This is a genomic window from Nocardia sp. JCM 34519.1 (assembly GCF_020361265.1).
In the GTDB taxonomy this organism is placed as follows: Bacteria; Actinomycetota; Actinomycetes; order Mycobacteriales; family Mycobacteriaceae; genus Nocardia; species Nocardia arthritidis_A.
Map to the genome: position 1 here is coordinate 38650 of NZ_JAIRBR010000008.1, position 19597 is coordinate 58246.

The 19597-nt window shown below is 65.1% G+C and carries 17 protein-coding genes; 12 read left to right on the top strand and 5 right to left on the bottom strand.

Annotated elements, in window-relative coordinates:
• Positions 1-92: 92 nt before the first annotated feature.
• From LGY53_RS20850 to LGY53_RS20865, 4 genes are read left to right on the top strand one after another with little or no spacing between them, the layout of a single operon-like run.
• Complete coding sequence (locus LGY53_RS20850; protein WP_225728366.1) at positions 93-1652, top strand: NAD(P)-binding domain-containing protein; 1560 nt, start codon at positions 93-95, stop codon at positions 1650-1652.
• Positions 1653-1658: 6 nt separating this feature from the next.
• Positions 1659-2747, top strand: coding sequence for an alpha-hydroxy acid oxidase (locus LGY53_RS20855; RefSeq protein WP_225728367.1), 1089 nt, complete (start codon positions 1659-1661; stop codon positions 2745-2747).
• The gene (locus LGY53_RS20860) at positions 2744-4099 is read left to right on the top strand and encodes a cytochrome P450 (protein WP_225728368.1); all 1356 of its coding nucleotides are present in this window, start codon (positions 2744-2746) and stop codon (positions 4097-4099) included. The genes LGY53_RS20855 and LGY53_RS20860 overlap by 4 nt, the downstream gene beginning before the upstream one ends.
• The gene (locus LGY53_RS20865) at positions 4096-5394 is read left to right on the top strand and encodes a cation:proton antiporter (protein WP_225728369.1); all 1299 of its coding nucleotides are present in this window, start codon (positions 4096-4098) and stop codon (positions 5392-5394) included. Before LGY53_RS20860 ends, LGY53_RS20865 begins: the two co-directional genes overlap by 4 nt.
• A 6-nt stretch (positions 5395-5400) precedes the next feature.
• Here the strand turns inward: LGY53_RS20865 and LGY53_RS20870 are convergent, their stop codons facing one another.
• Together LGY53_RS20870 and LGY53_RS20875 are read right to left on the bottom strand one after the other, a co-directional pair.
• A complete protein-coding gene (locus tag LGY53_RS20870; protein WP_225728370.1) occupies positions 5401-6534 on the bottom strand; it encodes a glycoside hydrolase family 5 protein in 1134 nt (377 codons plus the stop codon).
• Between the two features lie 92 nt (positions 6535-6626).
• Positions 6627-7139 carry a hypothetical protein gene (locus LGY53_RS20875; protein ID WP_225728371.1) on the bottom strand — a complete coding sequence of 171 codons (513 nt, stop codon included), beginning with the start codon at positions 7137-7139 and terminating at the stop codon, positions 6627-6629.
• 210 nt (positions 7140-7349) lie between these two features.
• On the opposite strand from LGY53_RS20875, the gene LGY53_RS20880 reads away from it, so the two are divergent.
• From LGY53_RS20880 to LGY53_RS20900, 5 genes are all read left to right on the top strand, one after another.
• Positions 7350-8687: an ATP-grasp domain-containing protein gene (locus LGY53_RS20880; RefSeq protein ID WP_225728372.1), complete on the top strand. Its 1338-nt coding sequence runs from the start codon at positions 7350-7352 to the stop codon at positions 8685-8687.
• Entirely contained in the window at positions 8687-10153 is a 1467-nt protein-coding gene (locus LGY53_RS20885; RefSeq protein WP_225728373.1) for a pyridoxal-dependent decarboxylase, read from the top strand. The genes LGY53_RS20880 and LGY53_RS20885 overlap by 1 nt, the downstream gene beginning before the upstream one ends.
• An 8-nt stretch (positions 10154-10161) precedes the next feature.
• Positions 10162-11568 (top strand): aminotransferase class V-fold PLP-dependent enzyme, encoded by a 1407-nt coding sequence (locus LGY53_RS20890; RefSeq protein WP_225728374.1) that lies wholly within the window; start codon positions 10162-10164, stop codon positions 11566-11568.
• A gap of 261 nt (positions 11569-11829) precedes the next feature.
• Positions 11830-11997 (top strand): hypothetical protein, encoded by a 168-nt coding sequence (locus LGY53_RS20895; protein WP_225728375.1) that lies wholly within the window; start codon positions 11830-11832, stop codon positions 11995-11997.
• 490 nt (positions 11998-12487) lie between these two features.
• Positions 12488-15040: a lanthionine synthetase LanC family protein gene (locus LGY53_RS20900; RefSeq protein ID WP_225728376.1), complete on the top strand. Its 2553-nt coding sequence runs from the start codon at positions 12488-12490 to the stop codon at positions 15038-15040.
• A gap of 12 nt (positions 15041-15052) precedes the next feature.
• On the opposite strand, the gene LGY53_RS20905 is transcribed toward LGY53_RS20900, so the two are convergent.
• Positions 15053-16012: a GlxA family transcriptional regulator gene (locus tag LGY53_RS20905; RefSeq protein ID WP_225728377.1), complete on the bottom strand. Its 960-nt coding sequence runs from the start codon at positions 16010-16012 to the stop codon at positions 15053-15055.
• Positions 16013-16122: 110 nt separating this feature from the next.
• On the opposite strand from LGY53_RS20905, the gene LGY53_RS20910 reads away from it, so the two are divergent.
• The 3 genes from LGY53_RS20910 to LGY53_RS20920 all read left to right on the top strand — a co-directional run bounded on the left by LGY53_RS20910 (position 16123) and on the right by LGY53_RS20920 (position 18301).
• Complete coding sequence (locus tag LGY53_RS20910; protein WP_225728378.1) at positions 16123-16641, top strand: nuclear transport factor 2 family protein; 519 nt, start codon at positions 16123-16125, stop codon at positions 16639-16641.
• The gene (locus LGY53_RS20915; protein WP_225728379.1) at positions 16638-17717 is read left to right on the top strand and encodes a triacylglycerol lipase; all 1080 of its coding nucleotides are present in this window, start codon (positions 16638-16640) and stop codon (positions 17715-17717) included. The genes LGY53_RS20910 and LGY53_RS20915 overlap by 4 nt, the downstream gene beginning before the upstream one ends.
• A gap of 248 nt (positions 17718-17965) precedes the next feature.
• Positions 17966-18301: a hypothetical protein gene (locus LGY53_RS20920; RefSeq protein WP_225728380.1), complete on the top strand. Its 336-nt coding sequence runs from the start codon at positions 17966-17968 to the stop codon at positions 18299-18301.
• A gap of 31 nt (positions 18302-18332) precedes the next feature.
• Here the strand turns inward: LGY53_RS20920 and LGY53_RS20925 are convergent, their stop codons facing one another.
• Together LGY53_RS20925 and LGY53_RS20930 are read right to left on the bottom strand one after the other, a co-directional pair.
• Entirely contained in the window at positions 18333-18746 is a 414-nt protein-coding gene (locus tag LGY53_RS20925) for a hypothetical protein (RefSeq protein ID WP_225728381.1), read from the bottom strand.
• On the bottom strand, positions 18727-19569 hold the full coding sequence (locus tag LGY53_RS20930; RefSeq protein WP_225728382.1) for an SAM-dependent methyltransferase: 843 nt from the start codon (positions 19567-19569) through the stop codon (positions 18727-18729). Before LGY53_RS20930 ends, LGY53_RS20925 begins: the two co-directional genes overlap by 20 nt.
• Between the last annotated feature and the right edge of the window lie 28 nt (positions 19570-19597).

The following is a 19597-nucleotide window of genomic DNA, read 5'->3' on the forward strand; positions in this document are numbered from 1 at the left end:
GAACTGGGGAAAAGTAGTAAAAGTCTGAATTATGTTGGTCCGTGATCGATAATCCGAAGGGTTCCACAGGCACTCTCGCTCGGCGGTGAACCATGCAAACCGAATCACTCCTCGATTATCTCGTCATCGGCGCGGGCCCGGGCGGTCTGCAGCTCGGGCAGGCACTGGACGCCGCAGGGCATTCCTATCGGATACTGGAATCCGGCACCGGACCGGGCACCTTTTTCACGACCTTCCCGCGCCACCGAACTCTGATTTCCATCAATAAACGGCATACCGGCACCACCGATCCGGAGCTGAATATGCGGATGGACTGGAACTCGCTGCTCTCGCCGGATCCGGAGTTACTGTTCACCCGGTACAGTCCGGATTACTTTCCCGCCGCCGACGATTTCGTGCGTTACCTCGCGGATTTCACCGATAAGCTCGGCCTTTCCGTATCCTATCGCACGCGGGTGACGCGTATCCGGCGCGTGAAAAACGGATTCGTCGCCACGGACCAGCACGGCGCCGAATATCGAGCACGGCGGTTGGTGGTGGCGACCGGACTTGCTCCGAACATTCCCACCATTCCCGGAATCGAGACGGCGGAGCACTATGCCACCGCAACGGTCGACCCGGCGGATTTCACCGACCAGCGGGTGCTGATCATCGGTAAGGGCAATTCGGCCTTCGAGACCGCGGACAACCTGATCGCCTCCGCCGCGGTCATCCATGTCGCGGGGCGCAGCTCCATCCGCATGGCATGGAATACCCACTACGTCGGCCATTTGCGCGCGGTGAACAACAACTTCCTCGACACCTACCAGCTCAAATCACAGAACGCGCTGCTCGACGGCAACGTGGTGTCGATCGACCGCGACGACACGGGCTACCTGGTGCGTTTCAGCTTCTCCCGCGCCGACGAGCTGATCAAACCGCTGCGCTACGACCGGGTGCTGGTGTGCACCGGATTCCGTTTCGACCCTTCGATTTTCGATCCGGACTGCCGCCCGCGCCTGGTCATCGACGACCGCTTTCCCGAGCTGACCGCCGCCTACGAATCGGTCGACGTGCCGGGCATGTACTTCGCGGGCACCCTGGTTCAGCAGCGCGATTTCAAAAGGTCGACCGGCGGATTCATCCACGGATTCCGTTACGCGGCACGGGCTTTGGCGAATATCCTGGGCGAGCGGTATCACAACAGGCCCTGGCCGCACCGCGAGATCGCCGCCACCGCATCGGCGCTGGCGGATGCGGTGGTGGCGCGGGTCAACCGGAGTTCGGCGCTGTGGCAACAGTTCGGGGTTATCGGGGATGTGCTCCTGCTTCCGCCGGAGGGCCCCGCGCGGTATCTCGAGGAGGTCCCGGTCGACTACGCGCACGAAAACGATTACGGCTGCGACTATTTCACCATCACCCTGGAGTACGGGCCCGATCACGACAAGGTCGATCCGTTCGACATAACGGTGCGGCGCACCGCCCAGAACGCACCGGAACAGGCGGTCGACGCGGCATATCTGCATCCGGTGATCCGGCACCGGAGCAGCGGCGCCGTGCACCATATGGCGGAAAATCTGGAGAACGAGTGGAACGATCCCCGGGCCCACCGCGCGCCGCTCACCGAATTCTTCGCCGCGATCCTCGCGCCCACGGCCGCGCCGAGCCGGTGAATCGCGATGATCGACCTGCCGAATCCGTTGAACCTGCGCGAAATCGAATACGCGGCGCGAGCCGTGCTCGACCCGGTCTACGTCGATTACATCGCGGGCGGAGCCCGAGACGAACTCACCCTGCGCGAGAACGAGGCGGCCTTCACCCGGCTGCGGCTGCTGCCGCGAATGCTGCGCGGCGCGAGCAAGCGTGAGCTGCACACCACCCTGCTCGGCAGCCGATCGAGTATGCCGATTCTGGTGTCGCCCACCGCATTTCATAAACTCGTCCATCCGGATGGGGAGTTGGCGACGGCTCGGGCCGCCGCGGCGGCGGATACGATCATGATCGTCGCGATGGCGGCGACGGTGGCGGTGGACCAGGTGGCCGCCGCGGCAAGGGCCGTCGCGGGCGACCCCGCGACGCTGTGGTTCCAGCTGTATATCCAACCGGATCTGGAACTCACCGAAATCCTCGTGCGGCGGGCCACGGCCGCGGGGTGCGCGGCGCTCGTCGTCACCGTGGACTCGCCGGCGCGCGGCACCAACGAACGCAATGTGCGCAACGGTTTCACCGATCTGCCGCCGGGGCTGGCCTGCGAGAATCTGCGCGATATGCGCGACGGTGAGCCCGGCCTGGTCCGGCAGATCGTCATGTCGCCGGAGATCTCGTGGTCGCATATCGACTGGCTGCGCCAGATCACCTCGCTGCCGATCGTGCTCAAGGGACTGCTGCATCCGGAGGATGTGCGCGAGGCCGTGCGGCGCGGTGTCGACGGCCTGCTGCTGTCCAATCACGGTGGGCGGCAACTGGATACCGTGCCATCGACCATCGAGCTGCTACCCGAGGTGGTGGCCGCCGTCGGCGGACGAATTCCGGTGCTGCTCGATGGCGGGGTGCGGCGCGGCACCGATGTGGCGAAGGCGCTGGCGCTCGGCGCGGCCGCGGTCGGCATCGGCCGTCCCGTGCTGTGGGGGCTGGCCGCCGGCGGCGAAACCGGTGTGCGGCAAGTACTGGAACTGCTGCGCGAGGAATTCGACGACGCGTTGACCCTGTGCGGCGGCGCGATACCGCGCGACCTGACGCCCGATCTGGTCCGTGAGGTATCGCGATGAACGCCCGCTGGGCGCTTCTCGCGGCGCCGGTGGTGGTCGCCCTGCCCTACTGGCTGCCGCCCGCCGTTGTCGCGCTTCGGGTTCGGATCTTCGCCGCGATCAACGGCGATACCGGTATGACGACGCCGAGCGCCGACCTCCCGATCGCCGAATTCAAGCGACTGTACGGACATCCGGCCGCCAACGGCCGCAGCAGGGGTGCCGCACTATCGGACCTTTTCTGGTACTGGCTGGCGCCGGGCGCCGAAGTCCATCAGGAACATTTGGAGCCGGGCCCGCGCTACGACGACGTCGCCAGAACCACTCGGCGGATACTGGCGCGGCTCGGCAAACCGGAATGGGCCGAATTGGTCGGCCGCTGCACCCGCCAGGTTCTGGATGAGTACGACACCGGCCGGATCCGCTCGGTCCGGCTGCGGGACCTGATGATGCCGATCTGGGCCGAGGTGTACTACGAACTGGTTTTCCGGCAGCCGTGTCCCGGCGGCACCCGAGATCTCATCACCGGCAATGCCGACGATGTGGTCAGCGCGCTCAAATGCACTCGGCTGCGCCACATGGACCGGCGGGCCCGGCTCACGGCCTATCTGCGCAAGCGGATAGCCGCCGAGCGGCCGCCGGAACCGCTCCCGGCCACCCTCTCGCCGGACGAGCAGGCGCATTACCTGCAGGGCACCTTCTTCAATACGGCGGTGGTGCAGATGTCCGAGGCGATGGCGCATCTGCTGCTGGCCATCGCCACCCATCCCGCCGTGCAGGACCGCCTGTCCGCCGCACCGGACGACGACGGGTACCTGGACCGCGTCATCGACGAAACGCTCTGGCACTATCCACTTTTCGGCATCGCGCACCGGATAACGACCGCGGAGATAGCGAGTACCGCGGATCACCCCGCCATACCGCCGGGAACGGTGCTGCTGTTCGACTATCCGCGCTATCAGCAGGGCGCCGGTCGCCCGGAGTTCGATCCCGATCGCTGGATCGCGCCGGAATCCAAACCGCCGCACTATATTCCGTTCGGCATCCCGGCCAACCGGCCCTGCCCCGCGCGCGGCTTCGCCACCCTCACCATGCGGGTGTGCGCGCGAGAGGTGCTGCGCCGCTACCGGTTGGACTCCGCGGCACAACACACTCGATCGCTGCCCAATCGCGGGCCGTGCGTATTCACCCCGCGCGTCATCGGAACACGCAGGCCGACAGCGCGATTGATGCTGATGCGGTTGTGTGATCGCTGGGAATCCTTACCGCGCAGCGTGGTTCAGCTGGTGTACGGCAGCTGGATGGTCTGGGACGCGCGGCGGAAGCAGTTGTGCGGCAACTACTTCGCCGATCGAGAGGTTGGTGTGTCGTGAACGTTGGTGAACTCGCGCCGGTGTTCTTCGTCGCCGCCGTGGTGATCCTGTTGTTCTGCCGACTCGTATCGTATGCCCTCAATCGGTTCGGGCAGCCCGCGGTGGTCGGCGAGATGATCGCCGGGGTACTTCTCGGACCCTCGGTATTCGGGCTGCTCGCGCCCGGCCTGTCGGAGCGTCTCTTTCCCGGTGAGCTACGTCCGGTGCTGTACGTCGCGGGGCAGATCGGCGTGGTGGCGTTGATGTTTCACGCCGGATACGAGTTCCGTAAACATGCCGGGCGGGGACTGGCCGCGAGTGCGATCGCGATCTCGGCGGCGGGCGTACTCGTTCCGTTCGTGCTCGGCCTGGCATTGGCGCTGGGCGCGAAAGGACGGGTCGCGATCTTCGTGGATCGGATTCCGCTCGGGGTGACGGTCGCGTTCGTCGCCGTCGCGCTGGCCATCACCGCCTTTCCCATGCTGGCCAGAATCATCACCGAGACCGGCATCTCGGGGACCAGATACGGTTCGCTGTCATTGGCCGCGGGCGCGACCGATGACGTGGTCGCCTGGATCATGCTCGCCGGTGTGCTGAGCGCCGCGGCGGGCCGGGCCCGGCCCATCATGCTCGCGATCGGTGGCGGGCTGCTCTTCGTCGCGGTGTTGCTGCTGGTCATCCGCCGCGTGCTCGGCTGGTGCCTGTCCCGGCCGGGCTGGAACGACGAGTCACGACTGTTGGTGACGGTCGCCGTGCTGTTCGCGGGCGCGTGGTTCATCGATGTGATCGGTCTGTACGCGGTGTTCGGCGCATTCTGCGTCGGCATGGCGATGCCGCGCGGCGAAGCCGCCGAACACGTTGTGCACAGCACACATTCGGTGACACGGGTGATCTTCCTGCCCATGTTCTTCACCTACTCGGGCCTGCAAACCAGATTCGATCTCTTCACCGAACCGGCCGTACTGGTATTCGGCATCGCCGCCGTCGCGGTGGCCGTGGTCGGCAAATTCGGCGGCTGCTGGCTCGCCGCCCGCCTGCGCGGTGAACCCAATTCGGTCGCGCTGCGCATCGGCGCCCTGATGAACGCCAGGGGTCTCATGCAGCTCGTCGCCCTCAATGTCGGACTGCAAGCCGGCATCGTCTCCGCCGAACTCTTCGCCGCCCTCGTCCTGGTCGCCCTCGTCACCACCACCATGACGGTCCCCGTCCTGAACTGGCTGGAACGACGAGAAGCCAAGTCACGCAAGTTGATCGACGACCAGCTGCCGACGGGGTCACGTGGTGCGCTCTCGGCACTACGAGATATCGACTCGTAATCGGCTTCACCGCGGCAGTAGCCGGTCGACCCAGTCGAGCCAGCTGTCGTCGTCCGGGTTGATCATCCGGAAGCTGCCGCCGTCCTTGTACTCCCACCAGGCGAATCCCAGCCCCTTGTTCTTGAACAGGGCCACGTAATCATCGATGAAGGCGTCATGCCCCTTCTTCGCGGAGGCGATGCCGAATTCGCCGATCCACAGCGGCAGTCCGACGGATCGAGTCAGATCGAGTTGCACATTCAGATGAGCTTCGAGATCGGCGGTATGTCCGGGCTTGTATTCGGTGAAATCGTTGGGCCCGTTGTTTTCGTTGCCCTGTGACGCGTTGGGGGTTGTCGCGGATCCGTCATCGCCGTAGCCTTCACCCGCCCCGCCCGGGTAATAGTCGTGGATGGACCAGATCAAGTTGAGCGCGTTGTTCGGATTGTTGTTGAACGGCGTGAACGCCGAGCTCGGCACTTTGGCGTCCCCATAGGAGGGTTCGAGCATGATGCTCGCATTCTTGTCCTTGGCCCGGATCGCGTCGACCACCTTCGCGTAACCCCGCATCAGCCCGTTCGGATCCGACGGATCGTGGTAGGGCTCATTGATCGGGTCGTACGCGGCTATCGCGGTCTCATTGGCGTATTCGCCCGCGAGGTATTGCAGGAAGCCGAGACCGTCGGCCACGGCTTGGTCGAATGCCGGGAGATCCTTATTCGGTCCCTTCATCGTCCACGCCGGGAATCGGCCCTTACCGTCGTTATTGCCCCCGTAAAGATGGATGCAGTCCAGTACGACGTACAGCCCCTCATCCTTCGCGTACCCCACCGCCTTCTTCAGGGTATCGAATGCGGTTGTGTTCCACTGAGCCTGCTGCGGCTCGAAATCGTCCCAGAACAACACCATTCGCACCGCGGTGAATCCCTTGCGGCGGATCTCGTGATAGGTCCCCTGCGACCAGGTATCCGTCGTCTTCGGATCCCAAATCGGCTGAACATTGGGCCCGAACAACCTGACCGGGCCACTACTGTTGACGAACGGCTGTCCCGGAGTCGCATGCAATCGCTCCGGTTCCGGCGCGGCCCCGGCCTCGCCGGATACCGCAAAACTACTGGCTACCAACAGGATTCCGGCCAACAGGGAAACTGATCGACGCACGGAAGCTCCTTTCCGGACAAAGCTACCCGAGGTAGAGATCATGAAGCCGCGCGTCGGCAGAGGACAAGAACACCATCCCCAGTTCTGGGGGGTCAGTCGGTGATCGTGAAGGTTCCGGCGAGTGCCGCGGAGGTCATGCCGGGGCATTTCTGGCCCGGGGTGGGGGTCACCGCATTGACGTCGGTGGCCGTTTTGCCCTGGTAGTTTCCGGTGCGGATGCGCGTCGGGAAAACGCCGGGGCGGGAGCCGTCGTCCTTGTTCTTCGCCCGCCCTTCGGCGCTGACCTCGCTGGTGGAGCCGTCGGACCAGGTGATCGTCCCCTTGCTGGTGTTATCGGTGGTTTCCACGCCGCAGCTGGCGGTCTCGGTACCGTCGTCGGTCTCGCTTACCGGAGTCGGTTGCTTCTGATCGACGGCCGTGCCGGTGCAATTGCCGAACTTTATCTTGTCGGTCCAATGCACTTTCGCCGGCGAGGCGCCGATTCCCGGAGCGTCCCAGGTGACGGTGCCGGTCTCATCGCATGCGAGCACAACAGCTGCGTTGGCGGTCCCCGCGAGCGGCACCCAGGTCAGCGCACAGAATGCGGAAGTGGTCAGCACGACCAATCGTGAATTGATCATGGCTCATGAAGTTAGCAGCACCGCACCGTCGCAACACGTATTCACCGCACTCGAAATCAGGATCGATACGGCCATTCCGCCGACGAGGTCCAGAAATCTCCCTTGCCTTCGGCACAAAACACGTGAATTTTCAGCGAATTTCCGGCCGAGCGGCATCCCCGCCTTATGAGCATGACTCGGATAGAGTCGCGGGCTATGACGATCAGCCAGGCGACCGGCTGCGACACGGCCGAGTCCGGCCTTCCAGCACAGAAATTCGCGATTATCGACGGACTGGGCCTGAACGAGGGTATGGACCTATTGGCGGCAGCGGTCGACGAGATTCACTGGTTGGACCGTTCCCCATTCTTGGCCGCATCCGCTCACCCGGCCTTCGACGCTGGGTGCCGACCCGAACTGTATGCGGTCGCACCGTTTTCGAATGCCGATGGGAGCGGTACCGTGGCCGGGCGCGGGGTGTGCGTGGCATTCGCCCCCGAGCACGGCCGCTCGGCCCGCGATTGGGCCGCGGCCAGGGACTTGCCTTTATTGGCGCCCGACCCGGCGGCGTCGGCGATCGCGGCCGACAAACTCGACGCGATGGCATTGTTCGCCGAAGCCGATGTCGAGACACCGGAATTCGTGCGGGTGCCGTCGAACGATCGTGCCGCCGCGAGACAATACTGGCCCGACGGCTGGCAGGCAGCGGTGGTGCAGCGTCGGGAGAACAATCTGATCGGCAGAGGCACCCGCTTGGTGCGCGATCCCCAGGAATTGCAGGGATGCCTGGATGACTGGGCCGGAAGGGAATTGAGGGTGGCCCGGTACGTCGACGGTCCCTCGGTGACCGTCACCGCGTGCGTCGCCGGGAATGCGACGATCGTATCGGCGGTGTCACATCAGCTGGTCGGCATTCCCGGTTTGACCACCGTCTGGGGCGCGCACTGCGGCAATCAGCTCATCGCACCCGCCGATCTGCCCGACGGCAGCTACGAGGCCATCCGCGCGGCCGCGGCTCGAGTAGGAGATCGGCTGCGCCGCCGCGGATTTCGCGGAGTTTTCGGTCTGGATCTGGTGTTGGAACGAGATCGGCCGCTTGCCATCGAAATCAATCCCCGATTCCAGACGGTCGTGTCATTGGTGCAGGCGGTCGAACAACGCGCGGGCCTATTGCCGTGTCTCGGTCTGCACGTGCTCGCCTGTCTGCTGCCGGAGCTGCCGGTCCAGACCGTCACGGCGCCGGTGCCGACGCTCGGCCAACTGGTGGTGCATGCCGACCGGGACCGGCGGCTGGGCGCACTGCCGGAATCCGGAACCTACCGGTTGATCGACGATATCCCGGTGCTCGTCGAAAGCCTTTGTCTGACAGACCTTTCGGCCGGACACGCACTGCTGTGGGCACAGACCGAATCCGGAACGGAGGTGCGGCTGGGAGACGAGCTCGTGCTGATCCAAGTCGCTGAGGCCGTAGCGAGCTTGCAGACACACTCGCGACTCACCCCGGCCGCGGCCGACTGGGTAACCGCCGTAACCGCTTACGTCGAGGGGTCGTGATGCCGAGCCTGCCGCTGACCCTGCCGGACGATCAGATGCGTGCGGCGGGCCACCGCGGAATCGAGCTGATCATCGAGCGCATGAACGAAGGTGAGCTCGGACCGGTGCTCGTCCGCCGATCCCGCCGAGACCTCGAACGTGATTGGGATGAGCCCATTCCCGAACACGGCCAGGATCTGGTGGGGCTGTTGGAGCGACTGGCCGCCGACACACTGCCATCGGGTATGCACTCCGACCATCCGCGGTGTTTCGCCTTCGTGCCGACCTCGGGCAACTATCCGGCGGTGCTCGCGGACGCGCTCGCGGCAGCGTTTCTGTCGGTGCCAGGGGCATGGCTGGTCGGCTCCGGGCCCACCCAGCTGGAATTGGTCACGCTGCGTTGGCTGCGCGAATTACTCGGCCTCGACGCGGGTTTCGGCGGATTGTTCGTCTCCGGCGGCTCGATGGCCAACCTCACGGCATTGACCGTGGCACGGGACAGCCTGCTCGGCGGCGATCTCACCGGGGCGCGGGCCTACTGCTCGACCCAGGCCCATCCCTCGATCGCCCGCGCGCTCCACATCATCGGCATCGGACGTGACCAGCTCGTGGTCCTGCCGCCCGACGACCGGCTCCGGCTGGACCCGGTTCGGTTGGCCGAACGGATTCGGCAGGACCGCGACGCTGGATTGCGCCCGTTTCTGGTCGTCGCGACGGTCGGCACCACCAGCACCGGCGCGGTGGATCCGCTCGATGACCTCGCCGACATCTGTGGACGATATGGATTGTGGCTGCACGCCGACGGCGCGTTCGGGGCGGCGGCCGCGGCCACCGACCGCGGCCGCCGGATGACCGCGGGTCTGAATCGTGTCGATTCGCTGACCCTCGATCCGCACAAATGGCTCTTCCAGCCCTACGAACTCGGCTGTGTCCTGCTGCGCCGACCGGAGCGGTTGAAGGAAACCTTCGCGATGGCCCGGCATTTTCTCGACACCGGCTACCTCGCGGTCGCCGAATCCGATGGGCGAGAACCCAATCTGTCCGACTACGGCCCGCAGCAAACCCGCGGACTGCGCGCGCTCAAACTGTGGTTGTCGTTGAAAACCTTCGGCGCCAACGCTTTCCGCGACGCCATCGATCAAGGGATCGCGCTCGCCGAACACGCGGCCACCGTCATCGCCAGCCATCCCGAGCTCGAACCGGCCAGCGAACCGGGGCTGGGTGTGGTCACCTTCCGATACCGTCCGCCGGGCGTGGCACCCGGCCATGACCTCGATTCCTTCCAGGCCGAGCTGGCCGACACGGTGCTGAAGGCCGGGTTCGCCATGATCACCACCACCGCTGTGCGCGGCGAGACCGTGTTGCGCATGTGCACGATCAATCCGCGGACCAGCATCCGGCACGTCGAGGACACCCTCGATCACGTCGCCGAATGCGGCCGGACCCGCGCCGCGCTGATCAACGCCGCAGCTGGCTCGAAACGGTAAGGCATCGAATGGATTTCGCGACCTGGCTGCCACGGTCGGTGGCCGCCCACCGGGAATGGACCGGCCGCTGGCCGGATTTCGCCGCCCATCCGGCATGTGCGGTGGACGAGGAACGGCTCGGCGACGCCTTCGCCGAACTCGCCGGGCGGCTGCGAGACACCTACCCGTTCTTCCATCCGCGCTACGTCGGACAGATGCTCAAGCCGCCGCATCCGGTCGCGGCACTCGGCTATCTGACCGCGATGCTGGCCAATCCCAATAACCATGCGCTGGACGGCGGTCCGGCGACCGCCGCCTTGGAGCGAGAGGTCATCGAACAGCTGGCCGCCATGTTCGGGTTGCCGATTCCCTTCGGCCACTTGACATCCAGTGGCACTCTCGGAAACCTGCAAGCGCTCTATGTCGCCCGCGAAAGCCATCCGGGAGCGGGTGTCGCGTTCAGCGCCGACGCCCATTACACCCATGCCAGAATGTGTCACGTCCTGAATATTCCGGCTCACCCCGTCGCGGTCGACGAACGCGGCCGCCTGGATCTCGCGGCGCTCGAGCAGACGTTGCGCACCGGACGGGTCGGCACGGTGGTCGTGACCGTCGGCACCACCGCATTGGGTGCGGTCGACCCGGTACACGAGATTCTCCCCCTCGCCCGTCGTCACGGGGTCCGGGTTCATGTCGATGCCGCCTACGGGGGATTCCACAAGACGATCGCGGAAAGCGATACCTCGACTCTCGATCCGGCTCCGTGGCGGGCGATCGCAGATTGCGACTCGGTCGTCGTCGACCCGCACAAACACGGGCTGCAACCTTATGGCTGCGGGGCCGTGCTTTATCGCGACCCCGAGGTTGGTCGCTTCTTCCTGCACGACTCCCCTTACACCTATTTCACCTCCGGCGAGCTGCATCCCGGCGAGCTGAGCCTCGAGTGTTCGCGATCCGGCGCGGCCGCCGCGGCACTGTGGCTGACTTTGCGGGTCTTCCCACTCACCCCCGACGGCCTGGGCGCGGTACTGGCCCCCGGTCGGCAGGCCGCGTTGCGCTGGGCGGCGGAATTGCGCCACGATCCGGTATTGCGGCTGTATCAGGAGCCGGACCTCGATATCGTCACCTACCACCCCGCCCAGCCGCGCACCCTGACCGCGCTGGACGCCGCGTCCGCCACTCTCATGACAGCGGGCATGACCGACACCGATCCGGTCTATGTGGCGTTGCTGCGCGTGCGGGCAAACGATTTCGCGCTCCGCGATACCGACGTGACACCCGATCGCCCGGATGTCCGCATCCTCCGCAGCGTGCTGATGAAGCCGGAAAGCCTTTCGGCTACACCGGAACTGCTCTCCCGGCTGCGCGAGTTGGCGCGGAAGTACAGCTCGGGCCCGGACTCTCGGGTCGTCTCTGCGAAAGCACCACGGCGATAGGGCTTTTCACCTGATCCGACCGGCTCGCGGGTGACACCGAATCGCGCTGGCCACGAAAAACCTTGCCGTTGACACGCTTTCGTAGGACGTCATATCATTGGAGGACCACTTGGGCAGACGAGTCGATCCGGGACCGTCGGTCGAGGCTGGCGAGTCGTCCGGGACCACCAGTCATTCCACACCCCTTGGCAACCGTAACGGTTTGTGCCGTGCGCTGCCATGGGTCTTTATTTACCGTGTTTCACGAATGAAGGTATTTAAATGGAAGCACTGCTGGAATTGTCCCCTCGCTTTGCGGGCTCGGAGACCGTCGAAACGGATGTCGAATTTCCCGGTACACCCGAGTTGCACGACGTGAATGCGTGCGCCGCCACCGCGCATTGCAGGTTCGACTCCGCCGGCTGTCTGGCCACCGAATTCTGGGTATGAAGCGGCACACTGCTACCGCAGCCGCATTGCGCCGCCCACCGAGTGAAAGCGCCTTGAAATGACAACCTTGCTTGAACTGGCCCCGCGCGACGCGGGATCGGATACGGTCGAAGCGAATATTGAATTCCCCGACACACTGCAGTTGCATGAGGTAAACGCATGCCTGACCAGCTGCGGTTGTGATAATTACACGCAGCAATGTGCTCACAGCTGCATCGCACCGACCAATGAGTGAAAGAGATTCGATTATGAAAACCCTGCTTGAACTGGCCCCCCCGCGATGCGGGCTCGACCACGGTCGAGCCCGATATCACCTTCGGCAAGGCCGATCAGCTGCACCCGGACGCCTGTCCGAAGACCATGATTTGTGGCGACTTTCCGGTATCGGAAGATTGCATCGGCACCGGCCATTTCGAATTCAATTGATTGATACAGCCCGATAATCGATGATCGGTCCTGTGCACGGTAATTCTGAAGGAGCAGTGTTCGCATGAAGGATGCCGAGCACACCGAAATCGAGCGGGCCGTGGCGTGGGCGGCGGCCGGGTACGGCCGCCGCCTGCGTCGATCGCCGGTTTGGCTATACGTGGACAACCCGGACGAGGCGTTGCCCGAACACGGTTGGAAACTACATATTTCGGCTCGCAGCACACAGTTCGAGCGGATCGCGCGAATAGTGGTCCCGGTGCTGCTGACGGCCGGTTGCAATTTCAAATTGGCGCGATCAGCGAAGATATTGATGTCGTTGAACGAGGGCAGAGACGCCTCGGGATCGATCGGCAAAGCCTTCACCGTATATCCGGACCCCGCACTGGTCCAGAGCCTCGGTAAAGAGCTGGCGGAACTACTCCGGGGCGAATCCGGTCCGCGGATCCTCTCCGATCGACGTGTCAGCCCGGACGCGCCGGTCTACTATCGCTATGGCCCATTCATGCGGCAATTGGTCGCGGAATCCGATGGCAGTCTGAATACGCGAATGACCGGGCCGAACGGCGAAATCTTCGACGGGCTGGCCAAACAGACATATCAGCAACCGCCGTGGGCCGAGGATCCGTTCGGTGCGAGCGACGATCGTCCGGTCGAAATCCTCGGCGACCACTATCGCCCGACGGACGGTCTCAAACAATCCGGACAGGGCAATGTCTATCGCGCGGAGGATATCCGCACCGGAGAACAGGTCATCGTCAAGCAGGCCCGCGCCTACACCGCCGAAGCCCCTTCCGGCGAGGACGCCTGCCTGCGGCTGCGCAACGAACGGCTCGTCCTCCAGCGTCTCGACGGAATCGACGGTGTGCCAAGGTTTTTCGATCATTTCCGGCACGGATCCGACGAATATCTGGTCACCAGCTGCGACGGTGAGCACGATCTGGCCGACGACGTCCCGCGCAATGGACGGTATAGACCGGCCGGGCCCGGCGCGGATCGGGGAGAGCGAACGCTCGACCGGTTGGCGGAACGCTTGGCGCGAATCCTGCTCGAAATCCACGACCGCGGAATAACTGTCACCGATCTGTCGCCGAAGAACGTCGTCATCCGCGAGGCCACCGGTGAGCCGACCTTCATCGATTTCGGGCTGAGCGGTCACGACGATATCCATTTCACCGGCGGCACTCCCGGATATTCGCCGCAGGGGCAGTTGGCCGGTGCGCCTGCCACGCCCGCCGACGATATGTACGCCCTCGGCATGACGCTGCTGTTCGCCGCGACCGGCGCGGTTCCGGTCATGGGCGGACCAGACCCCGACGCGCCACGCATGCGCGCACTGCAGACCATCCGGCGGATCTACGGCGACCAGCCGCCGCCCTCGATACGCTGCGTCGCCGGTCTGCTCGATGCGGACATCGATCGCCGAACCGCGGCGCTACGAATCCTGAGTTCCGGAAAGCCGCAGCAGTTCAACGGATTCCGCACTCCGGACCGCATCGCACGAATGGAGCCGGCCGAGCTCGCCGATCGTCTCGTCGACGATATCCTCACCGAGGTCGACACGATGCTCGATTCGGCGGGCGAGTGGCCCGAGGTCAACGTATACCGGGGCGCGGCGGGCGTCGCCCTCGAACTGCGCCATCATATGCACCGACCCGATGTCGCCGAAGCCGTTGGCCGTCTGGCCCAATTCACCGCCGGGACGGCGAGCTGGGTGCGCAGCCAACCCGGCTTGTTCGTCGGTTCGACCGGCATCGAGATCATGCTCCGCCGCGTCCGCGCCGAAGGGATCGAAATACCAACACTGCCAACCGATTTGGCGTGGCCAGCGGCCGATTGGCAACCCTACGGGGACGATATCATCGTCGGCGCGGCCGGTGTCGGACTCGGACACTGTCTGCTCGCCGAGGCCGTTCCGGACGAGCGGGACCGCCATCTCGCGGTGGCCCGCGAATGCGCGCGAGCGCTGTCCGAACACTCCGATGCCGAATCACGTTATCCCGCTGAGGATCTGCCCGTCGCCGCCGGACTGGATACCACCGCCGGGCTCGGACACGGACAGGCCGGAATCATCACCGCACTGCTGCACATGATCCGCGCCGGCGTCATCGAACCGGAGCTTTCCGGGATCGATGCCCGAATCCCGGTGCTGTACCGGCAGACTCGCGAGCTGATCGAACGTTCGGGCCGGACAACCGCGGTCCCCCTGTGCGTCTCATGGTGCCGCGGACTCGCCGGAATCGGCAATGCCCTCCTGGACATATCCGAAAGCTGCTCCGACGCAGAAGCATTGGATCTCGCCGTCGCCGCGGGCGACCGGTGCGCGGAGTGGATCCCCTACCTATCCCACCCCACCGCCTGCTGCGGTATCGCGGGCGTCGGCGACTTCGTGCTGCGCCTCGCCGAAACCACCGCCGAGGCCCGCTTCACCGAGGCGGCTCACTCCGCGATGACCCAACTCCTCCTCCGTGGCATAACCGACAACCCCGACGACATCCCCCGTCGCCCAACCGACCAGTCCCCCACCATGTCCTGGGCCTCGGGCCGCGCCGGAATCCTCGGCTTCGTCCGACGGCTGCACACCGGAGATCCCGCTCCCACGATCGGACCGTTCTGACAAATACCTGCGCTACACCGCCGAAGGAGCGCCGAAGGTCCTTCGGTAATTCCGCGGCGCCGTGCCGACGGTGCGGGTGAAGTGGTGCCGCAACGTCACCACCGAGCCGAAACCCGATTCGTCGGCGATGCGCTCGATCGGCAGGTCGGTGGTCTCCAGCAGCTGTTGCGCACGGTGGATGCGGGCGCTCAACAACCATTGCAGCGCTGTCGTGCCGAGCTGAGTTCGGAAGCGGCGCTGCAGGGTTCGAATGCTGAGCCCGGCGTGGTTCGCGATATCGGCCAGCGTGAGCGGGTTTTCGAGGTGTTCCTCGATCCAGGTCAGCACGGGCTGCAATGCCGTCGCGCCCTGCGGCGGCACGTGGCGGTTGATGAACTGGGCCTGGCCGCCCGCGCGTTGCGGCGGCATCACGATGCGGCGCGCGGTGTCGGTCGCGACAGCCGATCCGTAATCACATCGGACCATGTGCAGGCACATATCCATGCCAGCTGACGCGCCCGCCGAGGTGAGGATCGTGTTGTTGTCGACGAAAAGTACCGCGGGGTCGACCTCGATGAGCGGATACCGTCGCGCAAGCTCATCGCAGTACTGCCAATGAGTTGTCGCGCGGAGTCCGTCGAGCAGGCCCAGGGCGGCCAGCGCGAAGGCGCCGGTGCAGATCGATGCGACCCGGGCGCCGCGGCCCACGGCCCGCTCGATGGCTCCGGCCAGCGGCCGGGCGGGTGGATCGAAGATGCTGGCGGCGGCGGGGACGATCACGGTGTCCGCCTCGTCGACGGCGGCGAATGGCCAGCTCGGCCGCAGTGAAAACAATTGCTGCCCAGATGCCAGCGCGGTGGTCGTCGCACCGCAAAACCGCACGTCATAGCAGGGAGTGCCGTCCGGGAGCCGGGCTGCCGCGAAGATCTGACCGCCGGAGACCGCATCGAAGGCGTTCACACCGTCGGGAATGGTGATCGCGACTACTCGCATGTCGCGATCTTATCGAAAGGCGGCAAGCCCGCCACTCGTTTGCCATCAATTTGCCCAGGACTATTGATCGACCGACCAACTCGGCCGGATTGTCCGAAGGGAGTTACGTGATGACGAGCATGACCACCTTCCCGCGGCGCTGGGGACCCGGACGTGATCGGCGACGCGCGACCATCGACGCGACACACGAAAGCGCAACGGTCGAACGGTTTTACGAGCTGATGTTCGCCCAGGACTTCGAGCCGGTGCTGAATATGGTCACCGACGATGTGGTGCTGCACGTGCCGTGGCAGCTGCCCGGTTTGCCCGCGCGCGCCGTCGGACGCGACGAACTGCGCGACATCGTGATGACGTGGACGGCCGAGCTGTGGAGTGTCGGGCTGGTGACGAGCATCGCGGTCCGGCCGTTCGCGTCCGACCACGCCTGGCTCGCCGAGGTCGGCGGCCGGTTGACGGCGCGGGAGAGCGGCCGCGGCTATCGCGCCGAATTCGTCGGTGAGATCTGCTTCCGCGACGGTGGCATCGCCTCGGTGAAGCAGTACCACAACGTGCTCAACCAGGCGATCGCGTTGGGCGCCGATGTGCCGGGGATCAATGTCCCCGGCTACGGGATCGGAGTGCTGCGATGAGCCGGGGCGCGAAATCGGTTGCGGCGCAGTCGATCAACCGAATCATCTGCGCCGTGTTGGCCGCGTCCGCGACGTTCGGCGCGAGCACCGCGGTGGCATCGGCCGAGCCGATCCCGAATCCGCCCCGGGTCGCACCGGGATACGCGGGCTCGCATTCCGCCGACACCATCGGATACGGCCCGGAACTGCCGGACGAAGCGGCCGCCTTCGCCTACGGGTTCTTCAACCCCGACGTCGCGCCGCAGGGCGCCAACAACTGGGGATGTAAACCCGACGGCGCCCATCCGCGCCCGGTCGTGCTCGTGCACGGAACTTGGGCGAACGCCTACGGCGCCTACGCCGCCATGTCCCCACAACTGGCGCGGGCGGGCTACTGCGTATTCACCTTCAATTTCGGTCGCCCCAATGTCCCCGGCCCCGGCCTCGACGCACTACTGCCCGGCGCCACCGGTGACATCCCGGAGTCGACCGGACAACTGGCCGCCTTCGTCGACCGTGTGCTCGCCGCGACCGGCGCCGATCAGGTCGATATGATCGCGCACTCCCAGGGCGCCCTGGAGGCACGCCGGTATTTGAAGTTCAATGGCGGCGCGAACCCTGACGATCCGGCCCACAACAAGGTCAAACACGTCATCACCTACGGTGGCACCAATCACGGCACCTCACTCGACGGATTCGGCACGCTCATCTTGGCCATCCAGAGCAAACTCCCGCCCGGCATCATCGATCTGCATGTGCCGTTCACCCAAGCCATGGGTGCGGGCGGAATCCAGCAGGTGTACGACTCACCGGTGATCCTGGAGCTGAACGAGGGCGGCGACACCATGCCGGGTGTCGACTACACCATCGTCGGCGACCGCTACGACGAGGTGTCCACCCCGTTCGACAAGACATTCCTCACGCCGGGACCCGGCGCGACCGTCGATAACGTTGTCCTGCAAGACGGTTGCCCGCAGGACACCTCCGACCACAACTCGATGCTCTACTCGCCCAGGGCCATATCGATCGCGCTGCACGCACTCGACCCGGTCGCCCATCCCGACCTGGCATGCACCGGCAACCCCTGGCTGCTCTGAATCTGGGGCGGTGGCTGGTAGAGCGACCAGCCACCGACCTGCCGGTCTCGATTCGACCCCTGGCAACCGAGCCAACGGATTCCAGGTTCGATTGCCCGGGGTCGAAGCAGCACCGGCTGAGCCGTGGCATCGGATGTGAGGACATCAGGTGACGTTCTGCCCTTGGACCGGACGGACTCGGAGGGCACGCTTAATGCGTGTCGCACCGAATTCCGGTGCGAGATAACGAGATTCGAGAGGCCAGGAATATGAAACCGTTGTCGGAATCGCTGATGGATCTCGCGGCCAGGGTGAAGCAGTTCGAAGAGTCGTCCGCCACGGCTCGGGAGAAGAATCGCGCCGTATTGCAGACTCGGCGCGAAGAGCTCGGGGCCACCCTCGACCGCGAAAAGACCGAATTCGAGAAAACCACGGCGGAGTTGCGGGAGGCCGCGCAGAAGTGGTGGTCGGAGACCAGGGAGGCCATCGAAGGTCAGATCACCGTGATGCGGGCCGATTTCGAGAAGTGGCAGGCCGAGATCAAGGCGCAGCGTGCCGAACACGGCGAGGGCAGCAAGTCCGCCGAGCCGATGGGCAAGGACTGACCGAGTCGTCGAATGACGTTCCGCGCCTCGGTTATTCGGTAACCCGCCGGAAGAAGTGTGGGATGGTGCCGAGCAACGCGGCCAGTGAGATGACGATGAACAGGATCTGGTGGACATGGTCCTTGCCCGGTGGCAGCTCACCGATCAGATGGGCCAGCCAGAACACGGGATAGAACCACAGCGTCCACCAGGCCCATCGTTCGCCGCGCCGGAAGGCGAAGATCGTGATCAGCAGCCCGAACAGTCCGGTTCCGATGCTGGCCACGGCATCGGCCTGCCACAGCCCCTCGTCGCCGGATAGGTGTGTCACCGAGGCGATCACACCGAACGCGATGATCGCGACGCCGATCAGGGCCAGACCGAGCCATGCCGCCCGGAATGCCTTCGGCCCGCTCGATATCCGAACTGGCCGAAGGGCTTTCGGCTCAAGGCTTGCGTCCGACACCGGCCCAGATCCAGGCCGGTCCGGTGCCCGACTCGACCTCGAACAGTGGTTCCTCGGCGAGTTCGGGGTGCCAGTCTTCCAGCGTGACCACCCCTGGTTCCACGAGTTCCATTCCGGTGAAGAATCTTTCGGTCTCGGCGCGGGTGCGCGGGACCATGGTGATACCGGCGTGCTCGCAGGCCTGCACGCCGCGTTGCGCGGCCGCCGGATTGAAGTCGGCGGTGGGGTGACTGATCGTCAGGCTGCTCCCGGACGGCACCGCGTCGAGCAGTCGCGCCACAATGCCGTAGGGATCGTCCGAGTCGCGGAAGTACATCATTATCAACGTCAACGTGATGGCGACGGGGCGGGTGAGGTCGAGGGTGTCGGTGAGCGCCGGATCGGTCAGGATCGATTCGGGGTCGTGCAGATCGGCGTGGATGAACGCGGTCTTGCCCTCCTCGGTGCTGACCATCAGGGCGCGCGCATGCGCGAGGACTAGCGGATCCTTGTCCACGTAGACGATTCGCGCCGCCGGGTTCACGTCCTGGGCCACCTGGTGGGTGTTGCGCGCGGTCGGCAGGCCGGTGCCGATATCGAGGAACTGGGTGATGCCCAGTTCGGTCATCGCATAGCGCACCGCGCGGCCGAGGAAGGAGCGGTTGTGCCGCACCATGGTTCGAATGCCGGGGACATGGGTGGCGATCTGATCGCCGAGCGCGCGATCGACCGGATAGTTGTCTCGCCCGCCGAGCCAGTAATCGTAGAACCGAGCCTCGTGCGCCTTGTTCGTGTTGATACTCGTCGGCAAACGGGAACTTATCCGCCCGCGACTATCCGACATGACGTTCCCTCTCCGCGGGTGGTCGCGC

What these genes read in the sequence shown, in the direction of transcription:
- LGY53_RS20920 (WP_225728380.1), top strand. Translation starts at nt 17,966, where the DNA reads ATGAAACCGTTGTCGGAATCGCTGATGGATCTCGCGGCCAGGGTGAAG.
- LGY53_RS20860 (WP_225728368.1), top strand. Translation starts at nt 2,744, where the DNA reads ATGAACGCCCGCTGGGCGCTTCTCGCGGCGCCGGTGGTGGTCGCCCTG.
- LGY53_RS20880 (WP_225728372.1), top strand. Translation starts at nt 7,350, where the DNA reads ATGACGATCAGCCAGGCGACCGGCTGCGACACGGCCGAGTCCGGCCTT.
- LGY53_RS20915 (WP_225728379.1), top strand. Translation starts at nt 16,638, where the DNA reads ATGAGCCGGGGCGCGAAATCGGTTGCGGCGCAGTCGATCAACCGAATC.
- LGY53_RS20885 (WP_225728373.1), top strand. Translation starts at nt 8,687, where the DNA reads ATGCCGAGCCTGCCGCTGACCCTGCCGGACGATCAGATGCGTGCGGCG.
- LGY53_RS20855 (WP_225728367.1), top strand. Translation starts at nt 1,659, where the DNA reads ATGATCGACCTGCCGAATCCGTTGAACCTGCGCGAAATCGAATACGCG.
- LGY53_RS20900 (WP_225728376.1), top strand. Translation starts at nt 12,488, where the DNA reads ATGAAGGATGCCGAGCACACCGAAATCGAGCGGGCCGTGGCGTGGGCG.
- LGY53_RS20910 (WP_225728378.1), top strand. Translation starts at nt 16,123, where the DNA reads ATGACGAGCATGACCACCTTCCCGCGGCGCTGGGGACCCGGACGTGAT.
- LGY53_RS20905 (WP_225728377.1), bottom strand. Translation starts at nt 16,012, where the DNA reads ATGCGAGTAGTCGCGATCACCATTCCCGACGGTGTGAACGCCTTCGAT.
- LGY53_RS20890 (WP_225728374.1), top strand. Translation starts at nt 10,162, where the DNA reads ATGGATTTCGCGACCTGGCTGCCACGGTCGGTGGCCGCCCACCGGGAA.
- LGY53_RS20850 (WP_225728366.1), top strand. Translation starts at nt 93, where the DNA reads ATGCAAACCGAATCACTCCTCGATTATCTCGTCATCGGCGCGGGCCCG.
- LGY53_RS20930 (WP_225728382.1), bottom strand. Translation starts at nt 19,569, where the DNA reads ATGTCGGATAGTCGCGGGCGGATAAGTTCCCGTTTGCCGACGAGTATC.
- LGY53_RS20895 (WP_225728375.1), top strand. Translation starts at nt 11,830, where the DNA reads ATGGAAGCACTGCTGGAATTGTCCCCTCGCTTTGCGGGCTCGGAGACC.